The sequence below is a fragment of the Novosphingobium sp. genome (assembly GCF_040079535.1).
Classification (GTDB): domain Bacteria; phylum Pseudomonadota; class Alphaproteobacteria; order Sphingomonadales; family Sphingomonadaceae; genus Novosphingobium.
Genome location: NZ_JBEBKB010000005.1, coordinates 81,216 through 103,418, shown reverse-complemented (window position 1 = coordinate 103,418; position 22,203 = coordinate 81,216). Strand labels below are relative to the sequence as shown.

Genomic DNA, 22,203 nt, shown 5'->3' with positions numbered 1-22,203 from the left:
GACCCAGGGTTGGCCCGCACTGGGTCCCCGCTTTCGCGGGGATGACGAATGCGTTAGGGGGGAGGCCATGTTCCTGGTCGTCTTCCGCAACCGCAAGCGCGCCGATATCGATGCGGCTGCCTATTCCGCAGATGCCGACCGCATGGAGGACTTGGCCCGCGCACAGCCAGGTTTCCTCTCGTTCAAAAGCTATACCAGCGATGATGGCGAAGTAATCGCGCTCAGCGAATGGGCCGATGCCAAGGCCGCGCAGGCCTGGGGCAGCCACCCTGATCACGCCCGCACCCAGGCCAGGGGCCGCGCCGAATTTTATGAGAGCTACACGCTCTACACAGCCGAATTTCCCCGCACCCACAGTTTTGAGAGGCCCGCGTGAGCATCACCCTTTACGGTATCCCCAATTGTGACACGGTGAAAAAGGCCTGCACCTGGCTTGATCAGCGCGGGCTGGATCATGTGTTTCACGATTACAAGAAAGCCGGGACTGATCCCGAAAAACTGGCCCAGTGGTGCGCAGCAGCAGGCTGGGAGAGAGTGCTCAACCGGGCTGGAACAACCTTCAGAAAGCTGCCCGATGCCGATAAGGCCGGATTGGACGAGGCCAAGGCAATTGTGCTGATGGCGGCCAATCCCAGCTGCATCAAGCGGCCGATTGTTGAACATGGTGGCGGCTTGCTGATCGGCTTCAAGCCCGAAGATTGGGCCGCCGCACTGTGATTGCCAGCTGGACTGAAATCGTCGGGGCCGCACTGGGCCTGATCCAGATCTTGCTGCTGGTGCGCCGCTCGGTCTGGAATTTCCCGGTGGCGATGGCGATGGTCAGCCTGATCGCCGTGACCCTGTATGAGGCGCGGCTCTACGCCGAAACCGGATTGCAGGCGTTTTTCTTCGTGGTCAACGCGGTCGGCTGGTATCAGTGGCGCAGCGCCATCGATACCGGGCATCGGGTGCCGGTGGGCTGGATGCGCTGGCAGGGCCGGGCGATTTGGGCCGCGATCACCGCGTTGCTATCGCTATCGCTGGGCTGGATGATGTACCGCTTCAGCGATGCCGCGCTGCCGTTTGCGGATGCAGCAGTAACCGGGGCCAGCGTGGCCGCGCAATTGCTGCTGAACCTGCGCCGGATCGAAAACTGGGTGCTGTGGGTAGCGATCGACGTGGTTTCAATCGGCCTCTACCTCAGCCGCGATCTCTATTTTCTGGCGGTGCTCTATTTTGCTTTTCTGATCATTTCGGCAATCGGCTTGCGGCAATGGATGGCAGCCGGGAAAGGCACGGCCGCAGCATGATCACCGTCTGTTTTCACGGTGCCGAAAGCACCGGAAAATCGGTGCTGGCCGAAGCGATCAGCCGCAAATTGGGCGCCACCTGGGTGCCCGAATATGGCCGGACCTATTGCGAGGAACGCGGCACCGATCTGGCCATGGCAGACCTGTTGGCGATCGCCGAAGGCCAGGCTGCAGCGGTCCGGGCGGCGCAGGCAAATGGCCCTGGCTTGCTGATCCTTGATACCGATCAGTTGATGACCGCAGCTTGGGCTGAAATGCTGTTTGGGCAAGTGCCCGAAGCCTTGATGCACTATCCCAAGGCCGATCTCTATCTGCTGTTCGAAGCCGATGTGCCATGGATCGATGATGGCACACGCTTTTTTGGCAAGGGCCCGCTGCGCAGCCGCTTTGCAGCGCTGGCCGAAGCGATGCTGGTGCGCGCGGGCGTGCCGTTCCGCCGGATCACCGGCAGCTGGGCCGAACGCGAACAGCAGGTCGATGCCGCAGTCAGTTCCATGCTGACAGTGTCTTGAGGGAGATAGCATCATGAAAGTGCGTACATTTGCCGTTGTGGCCCCGGTCCTGGCGCTTGCCAGCATGGCTTGGGATGCAGCCCCGGCCAGCCGGAAAAATCCCGGCTGGAATCTGTCGGCATTGCCGATGATCGCCAAAGTTGATCGTCGGTTTCAATCCTACAACATCGAAATGGTCGAAGTAACGGGCGGCCGGTTTTGGGCTCCTTATGGCGGACCGCCCGAAGAGGTCTATCGCCAGCGCCCACCAATCGATCTGGCCAATCCCCGGCTGCGCCGGATCGCCAGTCTGCTGGGGCCGGCCTATGTCCGGATCAGCGGAACCTGGGCCAACAACACCTATGTTCCGCTGGAAGGCGAAGCAATGGCCGGTCCGCCGCCAGGCTTCAAACAGGTGCTGGGCCGCGATCAGTGGCGCTCGGTAATCGCGTTTTCGCGCGCGGTTGATGCCCCGATCATCACCAGCTTTGCCGTATCAGCCGGGACCCGTGATGCCGCGGGCCGCTGGCAAACCGATCAAGCCCAGCGCCTGTTAGACCTGACCCGCGCTGCCGGCGGCAAGCTGGCGGGCGCAGAGTTTTTCAACGAACCGAATTTGCCAAGCCTTGCAGGCGTTCCAGCGGGCTACAACGAAGCCGACTATCTGCGCGAATTTGCAGTCTTTCACGATTGGGCCCGCAGGGCCGCCCCAGAAATGAAAATCCTGGGCCCCGGAAGCGTCGGCGGGGCAATTGTCGATGGCAAGGTTCCAGCCAATGCCAGCGGCGCACTCAATTCCGATAGCTCGCAAACCCTGATTGGCGGAACAAAAGGCAAGGTCGATGCCGTTTCCTACCATTTCTATGGTTCGGTTTCCCAGCGCTGTGCCTTCCTCAACATCGGGACCGCGCAGAAGGACGAGGCGTTGAGCCCGGCCTGGCTTGACAAGACACTGCGTGACCAGGCCTTCTTTGCCGATCTGCGTGACCGGTTTGAGCCGGGCAAGCCGCTGTGGCTGACCGAAACTGCGCAGGCAGCCTGTGGCGGAAGCCCCTGGGCATCCAGCTTTCTCGACACGTTTCGCTACCTCAACCAATTGGGCGTTTTGGCGCAGCGCAACGTGCAGGTGGTGATGCACAATACCCTTGCCGCATCAGACTATGCCCTGATCGACGGGGATACGCTGGAACCACGGCCCAGTTTCTGGGCTGCGGTGCTGTGGCGCCGAACGATGGGGCAAGTGGTGCTGGCATCGCCGCCGGTGACGCGTGAAGGCCTACGGATCTTTGCCCACTGCCTGCCTGATAGCCGAACCGGAATTGGCTTGCTGGCAATCAACACCGGCACGGCTGCGGCGGATCTGCCAATCACGGCCCGCGGCACAAGCTGGACCTTGCGCGCGGTTCCGCTCGATTCGCGCAAGCTTCTGATCAACGGGCGCGAACCGGCCCTTGCCGCAAGCGGACAGATCAGCGGTCTGGCCGGGCGAAGCTTTGCCAAGGGCCTGATCGTCCCTGCCCATGCGATTGTCTTTGCCCGCATTGCCGGGATATCAAACCCCGCCTGCCGTTAGATTCTGCTTCAGTAGCGCCGAAGCGGGCCGTTGGTGGCTCCACGAAAGTGGAAAAGCCTCCAAACCTGGCCGTGCCTGTAATTTGCCCGGCTTGACCTGATCCGAATTCCAAGCTTCGTTGGCCTCGCAAAGCGGGGGCATAGTCATGGATTTCGTCAAGGCACTGGTGCCAGGAACAGTTCTGACCCTGGTGGTCTGCGCATTGATGGGTGCGGGCGGATCGAAAGGCGCGTGGCTGAACATCACGCATCACTATGTTCAGGGCTATGGGTTCTATTGGTCGTGGGTGCTGTTTGCGCTGGCAACCGGCCTGTCATGGATCCTGATCGCAATTACGCCAAAGTAGCGGTCACGATATAGTTCAACGCCAAATCGCTCGACAGGTGCAGGCCTTGCATTGGTGACCAGGCGATCCCGCGCGGGGTGCGCATTGTCAGCCCGGCTTCGGCCAGTAGCCCGCTCAGCTCCTCTGGGGCAATGAAATCGTCCCAATGGTGTGTGCCGCGCGGGACCATGCCCAGCCGTTCTGCCGCTTCCACCATCAGCAACCGTGATTTGGCGGTGCGATTGGGGGTGGACATGATCATCAAGCCGCCAGGGGCCAATCGGGCCGCCAGCGCCGCCACAAACGCCGCCTTGTCGGCCACATGTTCGATCACCTCCATTGCCGTGACCAGATCGAATTGGCCAAGTTCAAGAGCCGCCAGATCGCCGCAGTGGTAGTTGATTTCAAGGGCCCCGCCTGCGGCATGGGCCTGGGCAGCGGCAACGTTTTCTTGCGCCGCATCAACCCCGGTTATTTGCGCGCCCAGCCGGGCCAGCGGTTCGCACAACAACCCCGCCCCGCAGCCGACATCAAGCGCCGTCCTGCCGGAAAGCGGGCGAATTCCGCGCGAATCCGTGGGGGAATCCGTGCTCCAATGGTCATCAATTGCCCCGCGCACAAAGCCCAGCCGCACCGGGTTAAGCCGGTGGAGCATCGCCGATGAACCCTTGGGATCCCACCAATCGGCTGCCAATCGGCCGAAATGGGCGGCCTCTTCAGCCCGAATCGTCGGCACCATCATCGCGGGAGAACTTGCATTAGCCATGCACCCTTCCTAACAGGACGCCCGCCCGGACGCGAGTGCTGGGTTGCAAACGTGGAGCATTCGCCGTGGGGCGCATCGTGATGAAATTTGGCGGCACGTCGATGGCCGGGTCTGAACGGATCCGCCGCGTCGCCAATATCGTGCGCCGCCAGCAGGCCGCCGGGCACGAAGTGGCCGTGGTGGTTTCAGCCATGGCGGGTGAAACAGACCGGCTGGTGGGCTTTGCCCGCGAGGCCAACCCGCTTTATGATCCGGCCGAATACGATGTGGTGGTTGCCGCAGGTGAACAGATTACATCGGGGCTGCTGGCGATGACCCTGCAGGCACTGGGCGCGCCGGCGCGTTCATGGCTGGGCTGGCAACTGCCGATCCAGACCGACGGTGCCCATGCCAAGGCCCGGATCGAGGCGGTTAACAGCGATGCGCTGCTGGCCAGCATGGCCGCCGGAGAGATCGCGGTGATCCCGGGCTTTCAGGGGCTGTCCCCGCAGGGACGCGTAACCACACTGGGGCGCGGCGGATCGGATACCTCGGCAGTCGCCGTGGCGGCGGCAATTGGCGCGGAACGCTGCGATATCTACACCGATGTTGATGGGGTCTATACCACCGATCCCAGGATCGTGGCCAAGGCCCGCAAGCTCAAATACGTTACCTACGAGGAAATGCTCGAGCTGGCTTCGGTTGGTTCCAAGGTGCTGCAAACCCGCTCGGTCAGCCTGGCGATGAAGGAGGGAGTGCGCGTTCAGGTGCTCTCCAGCTTCATCGACGATGACAGCCCGCTGGCCGACGAAATACCCGGCACGATGATCGTCAGCGACGATGAACTAGAAGGATTGGATATGGAACGCCAGCTGATCACAGGCATCGCTGCCGACAAGAACGAAGCCAAGGTGATCCTGACCCGCGTGCCCGATCGGCCCGGCGCGGTCGCCACGATCTTTGGCCCGCTGGCAAATGCCAATATCAATGTTGATATGATCATCCAGAACGTCGGCCGCGACAAGGGTGAGACCGACGTGACCTTCACCGTCCCCGCTGCCGATCTGCTGCGCGCGCAGACCCTGCTGGAAGCGCAAAAGGATGCGATCGGCTACAACCGGATCATCACCGATAGCAAGGTTGCCAAAATCAGCGTGGTTGGCGTTGGCATGAAAAGCCACGCCGGGGTGGCCGCCACAATGTTCCGCGCGCTGGCCGATCGCGGGATCAATATCCAGGCGATCTCAACCAGCGAAATCAAGGTTTCGGTCCTGATCGACGAGGATGAGACTGAGCTGGCGGTGCGGGTGCTGCACACCGCCTATGGGATGGATGCGGACGAGGCTGGCTGATCACGCCAGCCTTGCCCGGCCTATTCTGCGTCGTAACAATCCGCCGGCAGCCGCGCTAACCCACCAGATGCCTGCAACCACAATTGCGCCTTGATAAACCGGCAGCGTGTCCATCCACATCGCGCGGAAGAACCATTCGAAAAATGATCCACCCAGCATGGTCGCTGCAATCAGGGTGCCGCCGATCCCGTTCCCGATATAGCCACCAAGCACGGCGATGGTCATGGCCCGACCTGGCTTCCAAAGTCCGAGCAGAAACGCGTATGGAACCGGCGCCAAAATGAAGATCTGATAGAAGTGAGCCTTGAAGAAGGCCATATCGAAATTCGCAAGCGCGAAGACCAGTTTCGGATAGGCCAGGTTGTTCAGCAGGACAGCCAGCAGAATGCCACAGTAGAACAGCCAATTCGTGCGGATCTCTCGAAGCGAAACGGCGCCAAGCGAGCCCATTGCCCAGCCTAGGTGCCCCTGATCCAGCGCGTCATATTCGCCGCGCATCGCCTGCGCCCAATCTGAGCTGCCTTTGCCGGAAATCCGGGCCATGATCCAATCCGCAAGCCATTTCATGCCAATGCTCCCTTCAATCCAGTTGTCAGCTTCGGACACCGGGTCTCTGCCAGCACCTGCAGCCCCGCCTTGGTGATCCGGTAGCCATGGCGGGGCGGGCGTCCGGACCGTTCGGGTTCGAGCCAGCAGCTTTCCAGCAAGCCGCGCTCATCCAGCCGCATCAGGATTGGATAGAGGCTGCCCGATTTGAGCCCGGTCGCCTTGCTCAGCGCCAAACCATAGCTCCATTCCTGCCGGGCCGAAGCGATCGCTTCGAGCACTGCGAGTGTCTGGCGGGACGGTGGGCGGTTTCGCTGCATCATCGCTTAAGTCTACATATATAGATTTTGCCGTCAAGCCTCGACTGCAGACACCGCATTGGCGAATTGTGGCACCGGCGCGGTGCATTGCGCTGGAGTCCTTGCGGAGCCCCGCTTATAGGCCGGTTCCAGCCATTCTTTCCCCAGGGGGCCAAGTGCACAATAAAACCCATGCGCTGATGCGGCGCGGCATCGAATTCCTTGGTAGTGAGCATGCCGTGCTGTGCGGCGCGATGAGCTGGGTTTCCGAACGCAATCTGGTTTCCGCGATCAGCAATGCCGGCGGGTTTGGCGTGATCGCCTGCGGGGCGATGACCCCTGACCTGCTGGACGCAGAAATCACCGCGACCAAAGCGCTTACCGCGCGGCCGTTTGGCGTAAACCTGATTACCATGCACCCGCTGCTGAACGATCTGATTGCGGTCTGCGCGGCGCACCGGGTCAGCCATGTGGTGCTGGCCGGCGGGATCCCCCCGCGCGGGAGTGTTGAGGCGATCAAGGCGTTTGGCGGCAAGGCGCTGGTCTTTGCCCCTACCCTGGCGCTGGCCAAGCGGCTGCTGCGCGGCGGCGCGGATGCGCTGGTGATCGAAGGCAGCGAAGCGGGCGGGCATATTGGCCCGGTGGCGACATCGGTTCTGGCGCAGGAGTTCCTGCCCGAACTGGCGGAGGATCATGTGGTGTTCGTGGCCGGCGGGATCGGCCACGGCGATATGATCGCGGCCTACCTTGAGATGGGCGCATCGGGCGTGCAGCTGGGCACCCGGTTTGCCTGCGCCACGGAATCGATTGCCCACCCCGATTTCAAGAAGGCCTTCTTCCGCGCCAATGCCCGCGATGCGGAAAGCTCGGTCCAGGTCGATCCGCGCCTTCCGGTGATCCCGGTCCGGGCGCTGAAGAACAAAGGCACCGAGGAATTCACCGCCAAGCAGCGCGAAGTGGCTGCATTGCTTGATGCCGGTACGATCGAAATGCTGGAAGCCCAGCTGGAGATCGAAAAGTTCTGGGCCGGGGCCCTGCGCCGCGCGGTGATAGATGGCGATATCGAAAATGGATCGCTGATGGCCGGACAATCGGTCGGCATGGTAACCGAGGAAGCCCCCGCCGCGCAGATCATGGCGCAGCTGATGGCTGAAAGCGAATTGGCCCTGGCCCGCTGACAGCCTGGCGCAAGCAAAGCCCTGACCGGCGCCCAGGTTAGGGAAAGGTTGCGAATCGTGGTTACCGCTCATCGCGACTCGGAACCGGCCTATCGCAGAAGAACCCTCAATTTGTCAGGTTCGTGTCAGATAAGTTATTGACCTGCAAAAGAATTTGTTCGTCCCAAAATTGGACAATTGGCCGCAAATGCCGCCAGACCCGCGCTCAACACCCTCAATATATTTGGTTTTTCCGAATTTTCGCGATCTGAACCGGCAAATTCGGGCTTAGGGTTAATTGCCTTGTCGCTCGTAGCACCCAGGTCGTATTCTTAGGGCCTGCCAAGGTTCTCGCGCCGGTCGCTCGAAAAGAAAGAACCCAGCTCTCACTGAAACCGAAAACCGAAAGTGCGCGATTCTGCGCATGGGGGATAGTACCAATGCAACAGGTCATCCAATTGCCAGTCCCAGGAACCGTTCCACGCTTTGCTGCGTGGGGCATTCGATCCTGGCTTAGGCCCTAGGCCAAGCGGCGGGATCACCTGCCCCCACACTAGATTGACCGTCGAAAGACGAACCCCCGTGCTTGCAGCGCGAGGAATGCAACCCTTGAGATTTTGAAAATTCTGGAAGGAATATGAAAATGGCAAATGTCCGCCTCGCTAAGATCGATCTCGCCTATCTGCTCAAGCAGGTAAAAATCGGCACCGATTACACCCAGCTGTTCGGCGCGCTTGATCCCGCCGGTGTGCGCGAAGTCAACAGCGCCAACAACAACCTGGTTGGCGCCTATGACCAGTTCGGCAACTATACCCCGGGCGCAAACCCGCTGGGCGGCAGGACCACCGCCGATACCGATTTCCTGCGGTTGACCTATACCAACACGCCGGGCGAGGATGCCCAGGGCACAACCTATGCACAGGTCGATCCCAACAACCCGATGGAAATGGGCACTTCGGTTGTGCTGGATTCATCGGTGCGTTTGATCACCAATCTGATTTCCAGCTCGATCACCGATCCGCTCAGCCCGATCTACAACCCCGCGGCTGTAGCCGCGCGCGATGCTGCCGCCCAAGGAACCGGCGGGGGCGACGTGCCTGTGGGCAGCACCGTCTATCCGCAGACCGGTACGACCACTGCTGCCTTCATCGGCGATCAGGGCGTTCTGGGCGGCGCGGCCTTCAACGAATTCTTCGTCGCATTTGGTCAGTTCTTCGATCACGGGCTGGATTTCATCAGCAAGGGCGGCGGCTTTGTCGCGATCCCGCTTTCGCCAAATGACCCGCTGTACATCGATCCGCTCAGCCCGGAATACATCCACGGCGCTTCGAACATCATGTACCTTAACCGCGCAAAGCTGAGCAATCCGGCTAGCGATTTTGACGCGAACGGCAACCTGCTGCCCGGCGCAGTAGCCAGCTACAACAACAACACCGGCTTCATGATCGATCAAAGCCAGACCTATGGCAGCCACGCCACGGTCAACGCGCTGCTGCGCCAGTATGATGATCAGGGCCGCGCAACCGGCCTGCTGATCACCAGCGCCGAAGACGGCAATGTGACCAGCTTTGACGGATCGGTTTATACCTACAACGATCTCTCCTTGGCGGCGAACGCCGATATCACGGCCAAAGCGTTGCACAACATGGCAACCTGGGCCGATATGGTGTTCAACGCAGCCCGGATCGGCGTGATCCTGACCGATGCTGATTCGCAGGATGTTCCGGCCATTCGCGTCGATAACACCGGCAAGCTGCTCTACACCCCCAATGGCACACTGTGGTCAACCGCGGTCCCCGCCGGCTGGACCGGACTGGCCGGCCAGGATGCCAGCGATCCGTTCGTCCGCAACGAAGATGGCACCGTGGTGCGCACCAACCAGACGATGTTCGCCGATATGGCGCAGGGCACTGATACCGGGTCGAACGATCCGCTGGTCCGTGATGACCTGCTGGCGATCCACTATGTTTCGGGCGATGGCCGCACCAACGAAAACATCGGCCTGACGGCTGTGCACAACATCTTCCATGAAGAGCACAACCTGCAATCGCGCAACGTGATGAATTCGGTCATGACCGAGGCAGCTGCATTGAAGGCGGCCGGATCAACCGACGCTGAGGTTGCGGCCTTTGTCAACGAATGGACCCGCGTAACCGGGACCGCTTCGGATGGCGTAACCGGAATCGGCTACTACGATAGCGAAGGCGTGGCGCAGGTCCTTACCGTCGCAGGAATCAACATTGATAGCGCCACCGGCGGCACCGCATGGGATGGCGACTATGTCTTCCAGGCCGGACGCCTGATCACCGAAAGCGAATACAACCACATCGCGATCAACGATTATGTCCGCTCGCTGGCGGTGTATCTGCCTGAATTCGTTTCCTACTCAACCGACGTTGTGCCCAACGTCAGCCTTGAATTCTCGCAGTCGGTATTCCGGCTCGGGCACTCGATGCTGACCGAACAGCTCCAGGTTGCGATCACCGATGTTAACGGCAAGAACCCGGGCGAAGTGGGCTATGTCGAAACCTTCGAAAACGTCGATCTGTTCGACGCGTTCCTCAACCCCGGCTTGTACGAAGCAACCGGCAGCTCGGAAGTCACGCTGGGTCTGCTGCGCCAGCAAGCCAACGGGATTGACGAATTCGTTACCCCGGCGCTGCAGCAGACGCTGGTTGGCGCGCCGCTCGATCTGGCCGCGCTCAACCTTGCCCGCAGCCGCGATGTCGGCTTGCCGACGCTCAACGAACTGCGCCAGCAGGTCTATACCGGCCAGGTAGCATTCAACGCAGACAATGCCGGCAGCGCGCTGGCTCCCTATACCAGCTGGCAGGATTTCGGTGCTCATCTGCGCACCCCTGAATCGCTGGTCAACTTCATCGCCGCCTATGGCCGTGACAACGATCCGTTGGCGCACAATTGGGGCATCGATGAAGCCCGCGCCGCCTATCAGGCCGGGACAGCCACTCTGGCCGATATCCGGGCCGCGGCGCAGGCCGTTCTGGACGCCTATAGCAATGCTGCCGATCCGCTGCATGATGATGCCGTGGCCTTCATGGAAGGCGCGCCCAGCTACAACGAAACATCGGGCCAGTGGGAATTCGGCGAAGGCGATCAGGGGATCTGGGATATCGATCTGTGGATGGGCGGCCTGGCCGAACGTCCGACCTTCGATGGCCCCTTGGGCACCACCTTCTCTTACATCATGCTCGATTTCGGTCAGCGCCTGATGGATGGTGACCGGTTCTACTACCTCTACCGGATGCCGGTTGGCCACCACCTGGGTGACGAACTGCTGAGCCACACCTTCTCGGAAATGATCGAGCGCACCACCGGGCTTGAACACACTGGTTCGGCGTTTGGCGATCAGACCGCCCGGTTCATCCTTGACAGCACCGGCGCGCTGACCAGCGTCGATAGCAACAGCAACATCAACGATTTCTTCGATGCCAGCCAGCACATGCTGCCTGATGGGCTAACCCCCGCCAACGAAGGCCACATCATCGTCTCGGGCGGTGACGGCAACGATTACATCGCCGGCGGTCTGGGCGATGACTACATCTACGGCGATGCCGGCAACGATACGATCCAGGGCAGCCAGGGCAACGACAACATCTTCGGCGGCGACGGCGATGACTGGATCTACGACGACGAAAACGACGATACGATCAACGGCGGCAACGGCAACGATCACATCTTCGCCGGCGTCGGGGTACTCGATGTGGTTCATGGCGCGGCCGGTAACGACGATGTCCATGGCGGCGACGGGATCGACGAAGTCTACGGCGATGACGGCGACGACGAAGTGTTCGGCGAAGGCGATACCGACCTGATGATGGGCGGCGAAGGCAATGACTACATGAACGGCGGTGACGGGGTCGACGAAATGTTCGGCGGCAACGGCAACGACTGGATGCAGGGCAATGTCGGCGATGACAACATCAACGGCGGTTCGGGCAACGATCTGCTCGAAGGCGGGCTTGGTGCGGTGGCCAACGACGGTGACCGTCTGAACGGCGATTCGCCGATCGGGCTTGGCCGGACCATCATCGAATGGAACGGTGATGGCACCCAGGGCGATATGGACATCGGCTCTTATGAAGACGCTGATATTCCGATCACTGCCAACCTCCAGAACTCCAACCAGAACGGCACCGGCTCTACCCTGATGGATACCTATGCCTTCCTCGAAGGCCTGGTTGGATCGCGGGCGGGTGATGATCTGACCGGCGCAGATGCGGCAACCAGCACCAGCAACGGTGCCAACAACTATCTGATCGGCGGTGGCGGAGACGACACCATGCGCGGCCTGGGCGGCGACGACTTCATCTTTGGTGATAGCGCGATCGTTGACAACAGCCTCTACAACGATCTGGATGCCCGCTATGGCAATGCCCATTCGGCAGTGACCGGGGCAACCATCCACCGCGGCGAAGTGCGCACCACCTATGCCGATGGCTCCAAGGGCCACGTGCTGGGTGATAGCGGCCCGATTGGCACTGCCGACAAGGTCGTGTTCACCGGTGCGCTTAGCGAATACACTGTCACCAAGATCGCCTATGTCGATCCGCTGGGCAATTCGCACAACGCCTTCCGCATTGAAGATACCGTTGCAAATCGCGATGGGAACGATGTGGTTGTCGATTGCGAATTGGCGCAGTTCTCTGACGGCACCTATTCGCTGGTCCCGCCGACAGTGGCGATCACCGATCCCAACGGCAACGAAGGCAATGCAGGTACACACAATGCATCCTTCACCGTTGCGCTCAGCAACAGCTACATCCTGCCGGTTACGGTCAGCTACACCACGAACGACGGCTCGGCGACGACCGCCGATCTGGATTACGATGCCAATTCCGGGACGGTGACTTTCCCCGCCGCCCTTGCATCGGCACCGGCTGGCTCTGCCACAATCGACGTAGTGGTGCGCGGTGATACGCTGTTCGAACTGAACGAAACGTTCACCGTGGATCTCTCGGCTCCGACCAATGGCGCAACCCTGGCCGATAACCAGGGCCAGGCAACGATCACCAACGACGATGCCATGCCAAGCCTGACGATCGCTGATGTCAGCATCGTCGAAGGCCACACCGGAAGCAAACTGATGACCTTTACGGTCACGCAGTCGGCGGTGTCGGGTGTAGAAACCACGGTCAACTGGGGCTGGGCCGATAATACGGCCTGGGCCGGGCTTGATTTTGTCGGAAGCTGGGGCACCGTCACCATTCCGGCAGGCTCAACCACCGGAACCTTCACCGTGGAAATCACCGGCGATGTCACACCGGAACCGAACGAAACCTTCACGGTTTATCTCTCTGGGGCGGTCAATGCCACGATCGCCGACAGTTCGGCAACGGGAACGATCATCGATGACGATCTGAACCTGCGGATGAACCCGCTAACCCCCAGCAACACCGCGTTGCCCGGGACCGTCCAGTTCGCAACGATGTCATCCGAACCTGGTGCAACCTTTACCTACCAGCTGGTGGCATCAAGCGCGCCCAGCGGCGGGTTCACGGTCAGCCCGGCTGGGGCAGTCAGCCGCACCGGCACCGCAATGCAGGCAGGGGAAACCTACACCCTTGATGTGCAGGCAACTGAAACCACCACAATGGCAGCCACAACCGAAACGATCACGATCAAGACCGGAACGGCTGCTGGTGATACCCTGACTGCTGCAGCGGGTGATACCCTGCTGTATGGCAACACCGGCGATGACACGCTGGAAAGCGGCGCCGGCGATGATGGCCTGCTGGGCCAGGGTGGCAACGATACCGGATCCTATGCCGCTGCCGCGGCAGGGGTAACGGTTGCGCTCAATGTTGCCGGGGTTCAGAACACCGGCGGCGCTGGCAAGGACACCCTTGTCGGGATCGAAAACCTGACCGGTTCGGCGCACAACGATCTGCTTCGCGGTGACTCGCTCGCCAACCTGCTCAGCGGCGGTGCCGGAGCCGACACCCTGCAGGGCAATGGCGGCAACGATACCCTGACTGGCGGAACTGGAGACGACATCCTGAGCGGCGGCGCCCACGGCGTGGGTGGCGGCGATACGGCTGTCTTCACCGGTAATGTCCTCGATTTCGGCTTCACCTCGTCAGGCCCAACGTTCTTCGTTGTGAAGGACCTGGTCGGAACACAGGGCAGCGACATCGTTGAAACCATCGAAAAGTTGCAGATCGGTGCCACCACCTATGCGGTGACCATCGATGCGCTGGCCAATGGCAACACCATCGGCAACGCCGCTGGCACCGGTTCGATGATCCTGCTGGGCCGCAGCGGCAACGATACGCTGAACGGCGGAACCGCTGCTGACATTCTGGTTGGCGGGGCCGGCATCGATTGGGTCAACGGCGGCGACGGGGACGATGTGTTCGTCACCTACTCCACCGAAGGCCATGATGTTATCGATGGCGGCAACGGCGCCGGTGATACCTTCAGCCTGATCGGCGATGCCAGCGCAGAAGTGTTCCGCATCTATTCAGCGACAGCCTGGCTGGCGCTTGGTGTGGGCCATACCTTGATGGATGCAGCAAGCGGGATCGTTGTTACCCGCAACGGCACCACCGATGCCCAGATCGTTGCCGAACTTCGCAATGTTGAGGAACTGCGCGTGCTTACCAGCACCGGTGGAGCCGCTGCCGGGGCCTTGGCCGATGGCAACAGCTACACCGGCGGAACCGGCGATACGGTTCAGGTGATCGGCAACTTCGTCGGAACGGGTCTTGCCTACAACACCATCACGGTGAGCGGCGATGCCAACGATACGGTTGATATCACCGGCCTGGCATCGGACCACCGCGTGGTGTTCAACACCGGCGGAACCGGCGGCAACGTGATCGGCGATCTGCGCCCGCAGGACATCGTGAACGGGACCGGCGGCAGCCCAGCTGCTGGCCAGCATCTGCAAGACCAGATCAGCGGTGCGAACAGCGTTACGGCCGTTGCGTTCAACGAACCGATGCTGAATGACGTTGCCGGCACTGTGCAAGACCATCTTGCCGGTCAAAGCTGGCAGAGCAACTGGGCCAGTGAAAATCTGATCCAGCCCGGACAGTTGACTGGGCCGCAGCTTGGCTTGTCGCTCAACCAGTCGGTGTCGGGCCTTGGCCAGACATTCGAGAACCTGGCGCCGATGGCCCAGCAACTCGAAACCGACGATCTGGGTATGGGCCGCGAACATGGCACGCAAACCAGACTCCATCGGAACTTCGAGCTGGGGATCAACCAATCGGCTGATGAACTCTCGTTCCTCAACCAGGATCACCACTTCCTGTTCTGATGGGCCCCCCGGTAAGGAGGCGAGGCATCTGCCTCGTCTCCTTGCTTAGGGGATATAAACCTTTATCGCGCAGTGATGCTCTAAGTGGGGGCTTGGCATTATGGCATTGAGTGAAAGAATTCCGCCGGCGATGCGCGGCGCCTTCGCCGCCTGCAGATCGCATTTCTATGCGGCAATCGGATTCAGCGCGCTGATAAGCCTGCTTAATCTGGCACCAACGATCTACATGATGCAGGTCTATGACCGCGTTGTGCCGACCGGCGGGGTTACCACGCTGGTCTGGATCACGGTAATTCTGGGGATTGCGCTGGGCACACTGGCAGCGCTGGACAATGTCCGCGCACGGCTGATGGCAGCCGCCAGCCTCAAGCTGAATGAAGAACTTTCGGGCCGGATCATGGCCAAACTGGTATCGGCCCAGCGCAGCGCCAGCACCGGCCAGGCGATGCGCGAATTTGATACGCTGCGCCAGACGCTGACCGGTCCGGCTGTCACCGCCATGTTCGATGCGCCGTGGACCCCGATCTATTTCATCGTCGCGTTCCTGATTCACCCGCTGCTGGGGCTGATGATCGTTATCGGCAGCGCGATCCTGATCGCACTGGCGGTGCTGAACGAACGCAATTCGCGCGCCCACAGCAAAGTCGGAATGCAGGCCAGCGCCGCCGCCTATCAGGCCCAGGAAGCGCTATCCTCGCAAGCCGAACTGATCGGGGTGCTGGGGCTGCGAAAAGCCATGGTCAAGCGTCAGCAGGTGGCCCGCACCAAAGGGCTCCACGCCGCAGCCGATGCCCAGCGCGGCGGGCTGACATACAGCGGATTGATCAAGTTCACCCGCATGCTGATGCAATCGTTGGCGCTGGGGCTTGGTGCTGTGCTGGCGATCAACGGGATGATTTCTTCGGGCACAATCATCGCTGCCTCGGTCTTGCTTAGCCGCGCATTGCAGCCGGTTGAACAACTGGTGGGAACCTGGAGCCAGATCCAGTCTGCACGCCAGGCGCTTGAAACGCTGGGGCAGCTGCTGGGCGCAGCGGGCACCGAAGATCGCGAATACCACCGCCTTCCCGAACCGACCGGCCATCTGTTGCTGGCCGGGATTACCATGCACAATGCCAAACAGGATGCGTTCATCCTGCGCAGTGTCAGCCTTGAATTGAAGCCTGGCGAAGTTGTGGGGATGGTTGGCCATTCCGGAGCCGGCAAAAGCACCCTGATGCGGATCGCGGCGGGTGCACTTACCCCGCACGTCGGCGAAGTCCGGATCGATGGCGCGAATTTCACCGATTGGGAGCCCGACGCACTGGCAAACCATATCGGCTATATGCCGCAGGCTTCGGCGCTGCTGCCAGGCACCATCGCCGAAAACATCTCTCGCTTTGCCGCGCTGCGCGGTGAAAACCCCGATGAAGTTGCCGATCGCGTGATCGAGGCCGGCAAGCTGACCGGGGTCCATGAGATGATCCTGCGTTTCCCCGGCGGATATGATGCCAAAGTTGGCGAAGACGGCTTTGGCCTTTCGGGCGGACAACTTCAGCGGATCGCGCTGGCCCGCGCGCTGTATGGCGCACCCAAAGTGGTGGTCCTGGATGAGCCCAACGCAGCGCTCGATTCCGAGGGCGAACGGGCGCTGTTGTGGGCGATCAGCAATGCCAAAGCGCGCGGTGCGGCGGTGCTGGTGGCGGCGCATCAGGGCCAGATAATCAACAGCTGCGATCGCCTGGTGGTGCTGCGCAATGGCGCGATTGAGCACCAGGGCACCAGCGCCGAAGTGATCGGCGCCTTGCGCGAAGAGGCCGCCCGCGGCAATGTCCTGGCGATGCAGCGCGATGCGGGAGGAGGCAATGTCTGACATGGCATTCGATACGTCCGCAATGGAAGATCAAATCGCAACAGCCGGCACGCCGAAGAAGGAAATCCGGCGCGGCCTGTGGATTGCAGGGGGCTTTTTTGGGCTGCTGCTGGGCGCCGCAGCACTGATCCCGCTCCACGCCGGGGCGATGGCCCAGGGGATCGTTGCGGTTTCCGGCAGCCGCCAGCTGGTCCAGCACCGCGAAGGCGGAATTCTTTCAGAACTGGGCGTCAATGAGGGCCAACTGGTCCGCGCCGGGCAACAGCTGGCGTTGATTTCACAATCAAGCCTGACCGCTGATGAGCGCAGCCTGAGCGGTGAAGTGATCACGCTGCTGGCCCAGCGCGAACGGCTGAAGGCACAAATTCTGGGGCTGGGCGATTTTGCCGAGCCGACCGAATTTGCCAAGCTTAGCAAAGACGATCGGCTGCTGGCTGATGAAGCGATGCGGGGCCAGCGGCAAGTGCTGCGGGCCCAGCGGGATTCGCTGGGAGTGCAACGCGGCGTCCTGGGCCAACGCGCCGGGCAAAGCCGATCAATGATTGACGCTGCGCAGTATCAGGCCAGCGCCAATCGCGAACAGCGCCGGCTGATCGGGGAAGAACTTGATGGGCTGCGTGACCTTGAACGGCGCGGGTACGTATCCAAAACCCGGGTGCGCGAACTTGAACGCGCCGCCGCACAGCTTGATGGCGAATACGGCGCGTTGACCGCCGAGATGGCCAGATCGCGTCAATCGATTGGTGAGACCAAACTGCAGTCGGTTTCGCTGGGCAGCCAGCAGGTTGCCGATTCCGCCACCGAGATGCGCGAAGTGCAGGTTCGCCTGGCTGAATTGCAGCCCCGGCTGGTCGCCGCGCGCGAACAGCTGGCGCGGGCCACCGTGCGCGCACCCACCGATGGCCATGTGGTTGATCTCAGGGTCCATACGGTTGGCGGCGTGATCGCACCGGGCGAAACCTTGATGCAGATCGTGCCCGATAACCGGGAACTGGTGATCCAGGCCAAAATGCTGCCAAACGATGCCGATACGATCAAGATCGGGATGATCTCGCAGGTTCGCTTCAGCTCGTTGCACGATCGCAATCTGCCCGCGCTTGACGGCAGAATCAGCAAGGTTTCGGCCGATGCGCTTGAGGACCAGCGCACTGGGCTGCACTACTTCACGATCGAAGTGATCGTGCCGGCCAGCGAGCTGGACAAGATCCGTTCGGTCCATGGTGAAAGCGCGATCCGCGCGGGCATCCCCGCCGAAGTGCTGATCCCGCTGAAGAAACGCAGCGCGCTAAGCTATCTGCTCGATCCGATCTTCAGCACGTTCTGGACCAGCGGGCGCGAACGCTAGGCTTCGATTCCATCCCCAGCAAAAAAGAGGGCCGGAGCGGCGACGCTCCGGCCCTTTGTCAGTTGGTGTTCGCAGGAGGAACACGGGGAGGCAGGATCGGGGAGAGGAGGAGGGAAAGCCTCGACCCTGCCAAGCTTGATGAGGCTCAATAGTTGTAGGCGCGTTCGCCGTGTTCGGTGAGGTCAAGCCCTTCGCGTTCGGCCTCTTCGCTGGGCCGAAGACCAAAGACCTTGTCGATGGCATAGAACAGCACTGCCGATACCCCGCCCGACCAGATCAGCGTGACCGCGACCGCCTTGATCTGCTTGCCGACCTGCGCGGCCATATCGTATTGGACCACTCCGGCCGGGAAGACATAATAGTCGAACACACCCTGCCCGCCGAGCGCCGGATCAGCGACGATCCCGGTGGCGATTGCCCCCACGATCCCGCCAATGCAGTGAACCCCGAACACGTCCAGCGTATCATCATACTTCAGCCGGTTCTTCACATAGGAGACGAAGAAATAGCAGATCGGCGATACGATCAGACCCAGGTAGATCGAGGTCATCGGCGCGGCAAAGCCTGAGGCCGGCGTGATCGCGACCAGCCCGGCGACAGCCCCGGTAACCGCGCCCAGCAACGAAGGGCGCTTGTGATGGATCTGCTCAACCACCGCCCAGCTCAGCGCCGCTGCGGCGGTTGCAACGAAGGTGTTGATGAAGGCCACCGCGGTTACCGCATTGGCTTCAAGGTTGGATCCGGCGTTAAAGCCGAACCAGCCCACCCACAGCAGCGATGCTCCGATCATGGTCATCGTCAACGAATGCGGCGGGGTGGCTTCGCGGCCATAGCCCACACGTTTGCCGATCATCAGGCAACCAACCAGCCCGGCGATCCCGGCGTTGATGTGAACCACGGTGCCGCCGGCAAAATCCAGCGCGCCCAGATCCCACAGGTATCCGGCATCCTTGGGCGCATCGACCAGGAAATCGGGCCCGGCCCAGAACCACACCATGTGCGCAATCGGGAAATAGACGATCGTCAGCCACAACACCATGAACAGCATCAGCGGCCAGAACTTTACCCGTTCAGCAAAAGCCCCGACAATCAGCGCCGGCGTGATGCAGGCGAACGTCATCTGGAAAATCACGAAGACGAATTCAGGCAGATAGACATTGTTTGAGAATGTGGCGGCATAGGTGCTTACCGAAACGCCCGAAAGGAACGCCTTGTCGAACCCGCCGACCAGCATCGGCCACGGCGAATTGGTTGAGGTAAACGCCATGGTATAGCCCCAGCCGACCCAGACCAGCGCCGCGATGCTGACGATCATGAAGACCTGCATCAACACGCTGAGCATGTTCTTGGTGCGCACCAGCCCGCCATAGAACAGCGCCAGCGCCGGAATGCTCATCATCAGCACCAGCACCGAGGATATCAGCATCCAGGCGGTATCACCCTTGTTGACCATGGTGGCCATCTGTTCGGCCGAAGGGGCCTTGATCGGGCCCTCGGCTGCGAAAGCGGCGGAAGCGGAAAGCAGCGTGGATGCCGCCAGTCCAAAGCCGCCAAAAAGCTTGCGGTTCATTGATTGTGTCCTCCTGTTGGCGCTGCGGCGTTGAAGCCCTTCACAGCGCGGTATCCCCGGTTTCACCGGTGCGGATGCGGGTGGCCGCTGCCAGATCGAGCACGAACACCTTGCCATCACCGATCGCATCGGTGCTGGCGGCTTGCTGGATTGCCTCGACCACCTGGGGTGCCAGATCATCGCTGACCGCGATCTCCAGCTTCACCTTAGGCAGCATATTGGTGGTGTATTCGGCGCCGCGATAAATCTCGGTCTGCCCTTTTTGCCGCCCGAAGCCTTTTACTTCGGACACCGTCATACCCGCCACCCCGATCGCGCCCAGCGCATCGCGGACTTCGTCGAGCTTGAACGGCTTGATGATGGCAATGATGAATTTCATGGCCTGTCCCTGTTTGCATAACCGGCGTCACTGCCGGCTTCGCATATGCAGCAAGGGCCGTGCCAATCTGCAATTAAGACAGAAAATCAGCGCCCTGAACGCAACAGGGTTGCGCCGATCAACCAGCCAACGCGCATTTCTTGCGCAGATGCCTAAATTTTGGGCATTGTGTACGTGAGAAAGCAAGGAGGTTCGCAAGTGCAAAAAGAGCGTGACAGTCAGGGGATTGAGATCACCCCAGCGATGATCGAGGCAGGTGCCATCACGCTTGCAGATAACTCGGAGTGTTCTGTAAGGATTTTGGCCAGATTGGTTTTTGAAGTGATGGCGGATCAGTATCTAAGAGACCTTCAAGCTCCCACTCATCTTCAACTAGCTCATTCATTACCGCTCGCGCATATTGAGACAAATCCAAGCAATGCTGCTTGAATTCCAGCATCTCTTTGAAAGCTATCTGCCTCATCGTTGATCGGAGCCGGCCTTCGCCTTTGAGAGTGATAATGAACCCATCGAGATGAATGATCGAATCTCTGGGTTCTTTATCTTTCCAACTTACGCCGGACAGGCCGTGAACGTAGTGGTTTCGATGGCCGATCAAGATGCTGAAACCGACGCTCAAGTGAGCTAGGTGATCGCATAGCTCGTCAGCATCCGTGATTTGCCTTCTAGAAGCCTCAAGAGCGCTCAGAACCCCTCTAGTTCCCATATCCATGGCCACGGCGAGGGCGGCCGCGGTGCTGCTGCCGATAAGTTCGGCAACAATTTGGCGCAAAGTCCGTTCGGCTGCATTCCAAAATAGTAACGCCCAGGTGAACTGCGTAGCGAACTCTGATAGGCTATACTGGTGAGGATCATCCGCCATGACTGAAACCGATCAAGAGAGAGAAAACGAAGTGCTGCGGCGCATGTTGAAAACAGCGCCGAAGCCCCACGTTCCTAGCAAGCCAAAGCCTGCCGAGTCTCACTTGAAATAGCGCCTTCGCTTTTGCCCCTTGCGCGGGGGAGCCTTGAACGGCTCACGCGGCGCTAGCAGTCCGCCGATAGGTCAGGCGCTTGCCGACAGCGCCCAGCAGGGAGTGTTCGGCGCGCTCAAAGTCATTCAGCTTGCGGGTGTTGTAGCGGAAGTCGAACTCGGTGCAGTAGCGTTGCAGGTGCGCCTTGCTGACATGGTGATAGACGCCGATGATCCCGCGCTTGAGGATCGAGAAGTAGCCTTCGATGGTGTTGGTATGGAACACCCCGGCGCGGCCATATTCGCCCTTGGAGTGGGCAACCACGCCGTGGCCGACATACTCGGTGCCAACCGCCTTGTAGCCGCTGTGATCGTCGGTCATGAGCCACGATCCACGGTCGGCATTGGTGACCAGAACGTGGCGCAGGGTGTTGCCGTTGACATTGGCGACATGGAATGAACGGACGCGGCCACCGCGTTCGACAAGCGAGACAACAGCCTCTTTCGACTTAAGGGAAACGCGGCCTTCTTGCGCGACCATGTAGCGGCGCTGCTTGTTGCTGCGGTTCTTGATCTTGCCGCCAACATAGGTTTCATCGGCTTCGATGGTTTCGCCATAGCCGCCCATGGGGCCGGGGTGCGTGTCCTTCATGGCTTCACGGATGCGGTGCATCATGAACCACGCTGTCTTGTAGGTAACGCCCAGCATACGGGCCATCTGGTGGCCGCTGATGCCCTTCTTGCTGCTGCAAAGCAGGTGATTGGCCAGCAGCCACTTGTTCAAGGGAACCTTGGAGCGTTCAAACACGGTGCCGACAGTGACGGTGTATTGCTGGCGGCAATCATTGCACTGGATCAACCCGGCGCGATGATGCCCGCCCTGCAAGCGGGTAGCGCCAAACGATCCGCAATGCGGGCAGAAAGGCCCAGTCGGCCAATGCAGCCCTTCGAGATATTCGCGGGCTGCGATTTCGTTGGTGAAGCGAGGTGCGGTAATGTCCATGCCAATTGTAGTGACATTTCAACGCTGCTTTGTCAAGTATACA

Annotated in this window: 18 protein-coding genes; 11 read left to right on the top strand and 7 right to left on the bottom strand. The window is 60.7% G+C overall.

The genetic code is table 11. The features are described 5' to 3' along the window. From ABL914_RS03225 to ABL914_RS03200, 6 genes are all read left to right on the top strand, one after another. Positions 1-376, top strand: a 376-nt coding sequence (locus ABL914_RS03225) for an antibiotic biosynthesis monooxygenase family protein (RefSeq protein WP_391561710.1), incomplete at its 5' end; no start/stop codon positions are given. Next, positions 373-717, top strand: a complete 345-nt coding sequence (locus ABL914_RS03220) for an arsenate reductase (protein WP_391561709.1) — start codon at positions 373-375, stop codon at positions 715-717. The genes ABL914_RS03225 and ABL914_RS03220, both read left to right, overlap by 4 nt. Then, positions 699-1,289: a nicotinamide riboside transporter PnuC gene (gene pnuC / locus ABL914_RS03215; protein WP_391561708.1), complete on the top strand. Its 591-nt coding sequence runs from the start codon at positions 699-701 to the stop codon at positions 1,287-1,289. The genes ABL914_RS03220 and pnuC overlap by 19 nt, the downstream gene beginning before the upstream one ends. Further along, on the top strand, positions 1,286-1,801 hold the full coding sequence (locus ABL914_RS03210; protein WP_391561707.1) for an AAA family ATPase: 516 nt from the start codon (positions 1,286-1,288) through the stop codon (positions 1,799-1,801). Before pnuC ends, ABL914_RS03210 begins: the two co-directional genes overlap by 4 nt. Before the next feature lie 13 nt (positions 1,802-1,814). After that, complete coding sequence (locus ABL914_RS03205) at positions 1,815-3,353, top strand: hypothetical protein (RefSeq protein WP_391561706.1); 1,539 nt, start codon at positions 1,815-1,817, stop codon at positions 3,351-3,353. Between the two features lie 145 nt (positions 3,354-3,498). Further along, positions 3,499-3,699, top strand: a complete 201-nt coding sequence (locus ABL914_RS03200) for a hypothetical protein (protein ID WP_391561705.1) — start codon at positions 3,499-3,501, stop codon at positions 3,697-3,699. Here ABL914_RS03200 and ubiG read toward each other — a convergent pair. Next, positions 3,686-4,444, bottom strand: coding sequence for a bifunctional 2-polyprenyl-6-hydroxyphenol methylase/3-demethylubiquinol 3-O-methyltransferase UbiG (gene ubiG, locus ABL914_RS03195; protein ID WP_391561704.1), 759 nt, complete (start codon positions 4,442-4,444; stop codon positions 3,686-3,688). The two genes, ABL914_RS03200 and ubiG, sit on opposite strands and share 14 nt — an antisense overlap. 65 nt (positions 4,445-4,509) lie before the next feature. On the opposite strand from ubiG, the gene ABL914_RS03190 reads away from it, so the two are divergent. Continuing rightward, positions 4,510-5,775, top strand: coding sequence for an aspartate kinase (locus ABL914_RS03190; protein WP_391561703.1), 1,266 nt, complete (start codon positions 4,510-4,512; stop codon positions 5,773-5,775). On the opposite strand, the gene ABL914_RS03185 is transcribed toward ABL914_RS03190, so the two are convergent. Both ABL914_RS03185 and ABL914_RS03180 read right to left on the bottom strand, forming a co-directional pair. Next, positions 5,776-6,273, bottom strand: coding sequence for a hypothetical protein (locus tag ABL914_RS03185; RefSeq protein ID WP_391561702.1), 498 nt, complete (start codon positions 6,271-6,273; stop codon positions 5,776-5,778). 65 nt (positions 6,274-6,338) lie between these two features. Continuing rightward, complete coding sequence (locus ABL914_RS03180) at positions 6,339-6,644, bottom strand: PadR family transcriptional regulator (protein WP_391561701.1); 306 nt, start codon at positions 6,642-6,644, stop codon at positions 6,339-6,341. A 176-nt stretch (positions 6,645-6,820) separates the two neighbouring features. Between ABL914_RS03180 and ABL914_RS03175 the strand changes: the two genes are divergently transcribed. The 4 genes from ABL914_RS03175 to ABL914_RS03160 all read left to right on the top strand — a co-directional run bounded on the left by ABL914_RS03175 (position 6,821) and on the right by ABL914_RS03160 (position 18,256). Continuing rightward, on the top strand, positions 6,821-7,798 hold the full coding sequence (locus ABL914_RS03175; protein ID WP_391561716.1) for an NAD(P)H-dependent flavin oxidoreductase: 978 nt from the start codon (positions 6,821-6,823) through the stop codon (positions 7,796-7,798). Between the two features lie 622 nt (positions 7,799-8,420). Next, positions 8,421-15,059, top strand: coding sequence for a peroxidase family protein (locus ABL914_RS03170; RefSeq protein ID WP_391561700.1), 6,639 nt, complete (start codon positions 8,421-8,423; stop codon positions 15,057-15,059). A 130-nt stretch (positions 15,060-15,189) separates the two neighbouring features. Continuing rightward, entirely contained in the window at positions 15,190-16,911 is a 1,722-nt protein-coding gene (locus tag ABL914_RS03165) for a type I secretion system permease/ATPase (protein WP_391561699.1), read from the top strand. Beyond that, positions 16,904-18,256: an HlyD family type I secretion periplasmic adaptor subunit gene (locus ABL914_RS03160; RefSeq protein WP_391561698.1), complete on the top strand. Its 1,353-nt coding sequence runs from the start codon at positions 16,904-16,906 to the stop codon at positions 18,254-18,256. Before ABL914_RS03165 ends, ABL914_RS03160 begins: the two co-directional genes overlap by 8 nt. 145 nt (positions 18,257-18,401) lie before the next feature. Here ABL914_RS03160 and ABL914_RS03155 read toward each other — a convergent pair whose 3' ends face one another. The 4 genes from ABL914_RS03155 to ABL914_RS03140 form a co-directional block, all read right to left on the bottom strand. Then, positions 18,402-19,826 (bottom strand): ammonium transporter, encoded by a 1,425-nt coding sequence (locus ABL914_RS03155; RefSeq protein ID WP_391561697.1) that lies wholly within the window; start codon positions 19,824-19,826, stop codon positions 18,402-18,404. A 40-nt stretch (positions 19,827-19,866) separates the two neighbouring features. Continuing rightward, on the bottom strand, positions 19,867-20,205 hold the full coding sequence (locus tag ABL914_RS03150) for a P-II family nitrogen regulator (RefSeq protein ID WP_391561696.1): 339 nt from the start codon (positions 20,203-20,205) through the stop codon (positions 19,867-19,869). Positions 20,206-20,467: 262 nt separating this feature from the next. Next, entirely contained in the window at positions 20,468-21,067 is a 600-nt protein-coding gene (locus ABL914_RS03145; RefSeq protein ID WP_391561695.1) for a hypothetical protein, read from the bottom strand. A gap of 154 nt (positions 21,068-21,221) precedes the next feature. Beyond that, positions 21,222-22,160, bottom strand: a complete 939-nt coding sequence (locus ABL914_RS03140) for an IS1595 family transposase (protein WP_391561694.1) — start codon at positions 22,158-22,160, stop codon at positions 21,222-21,224. Positions 22,161-22,203 lie beyond the last annotated feature (43 nt).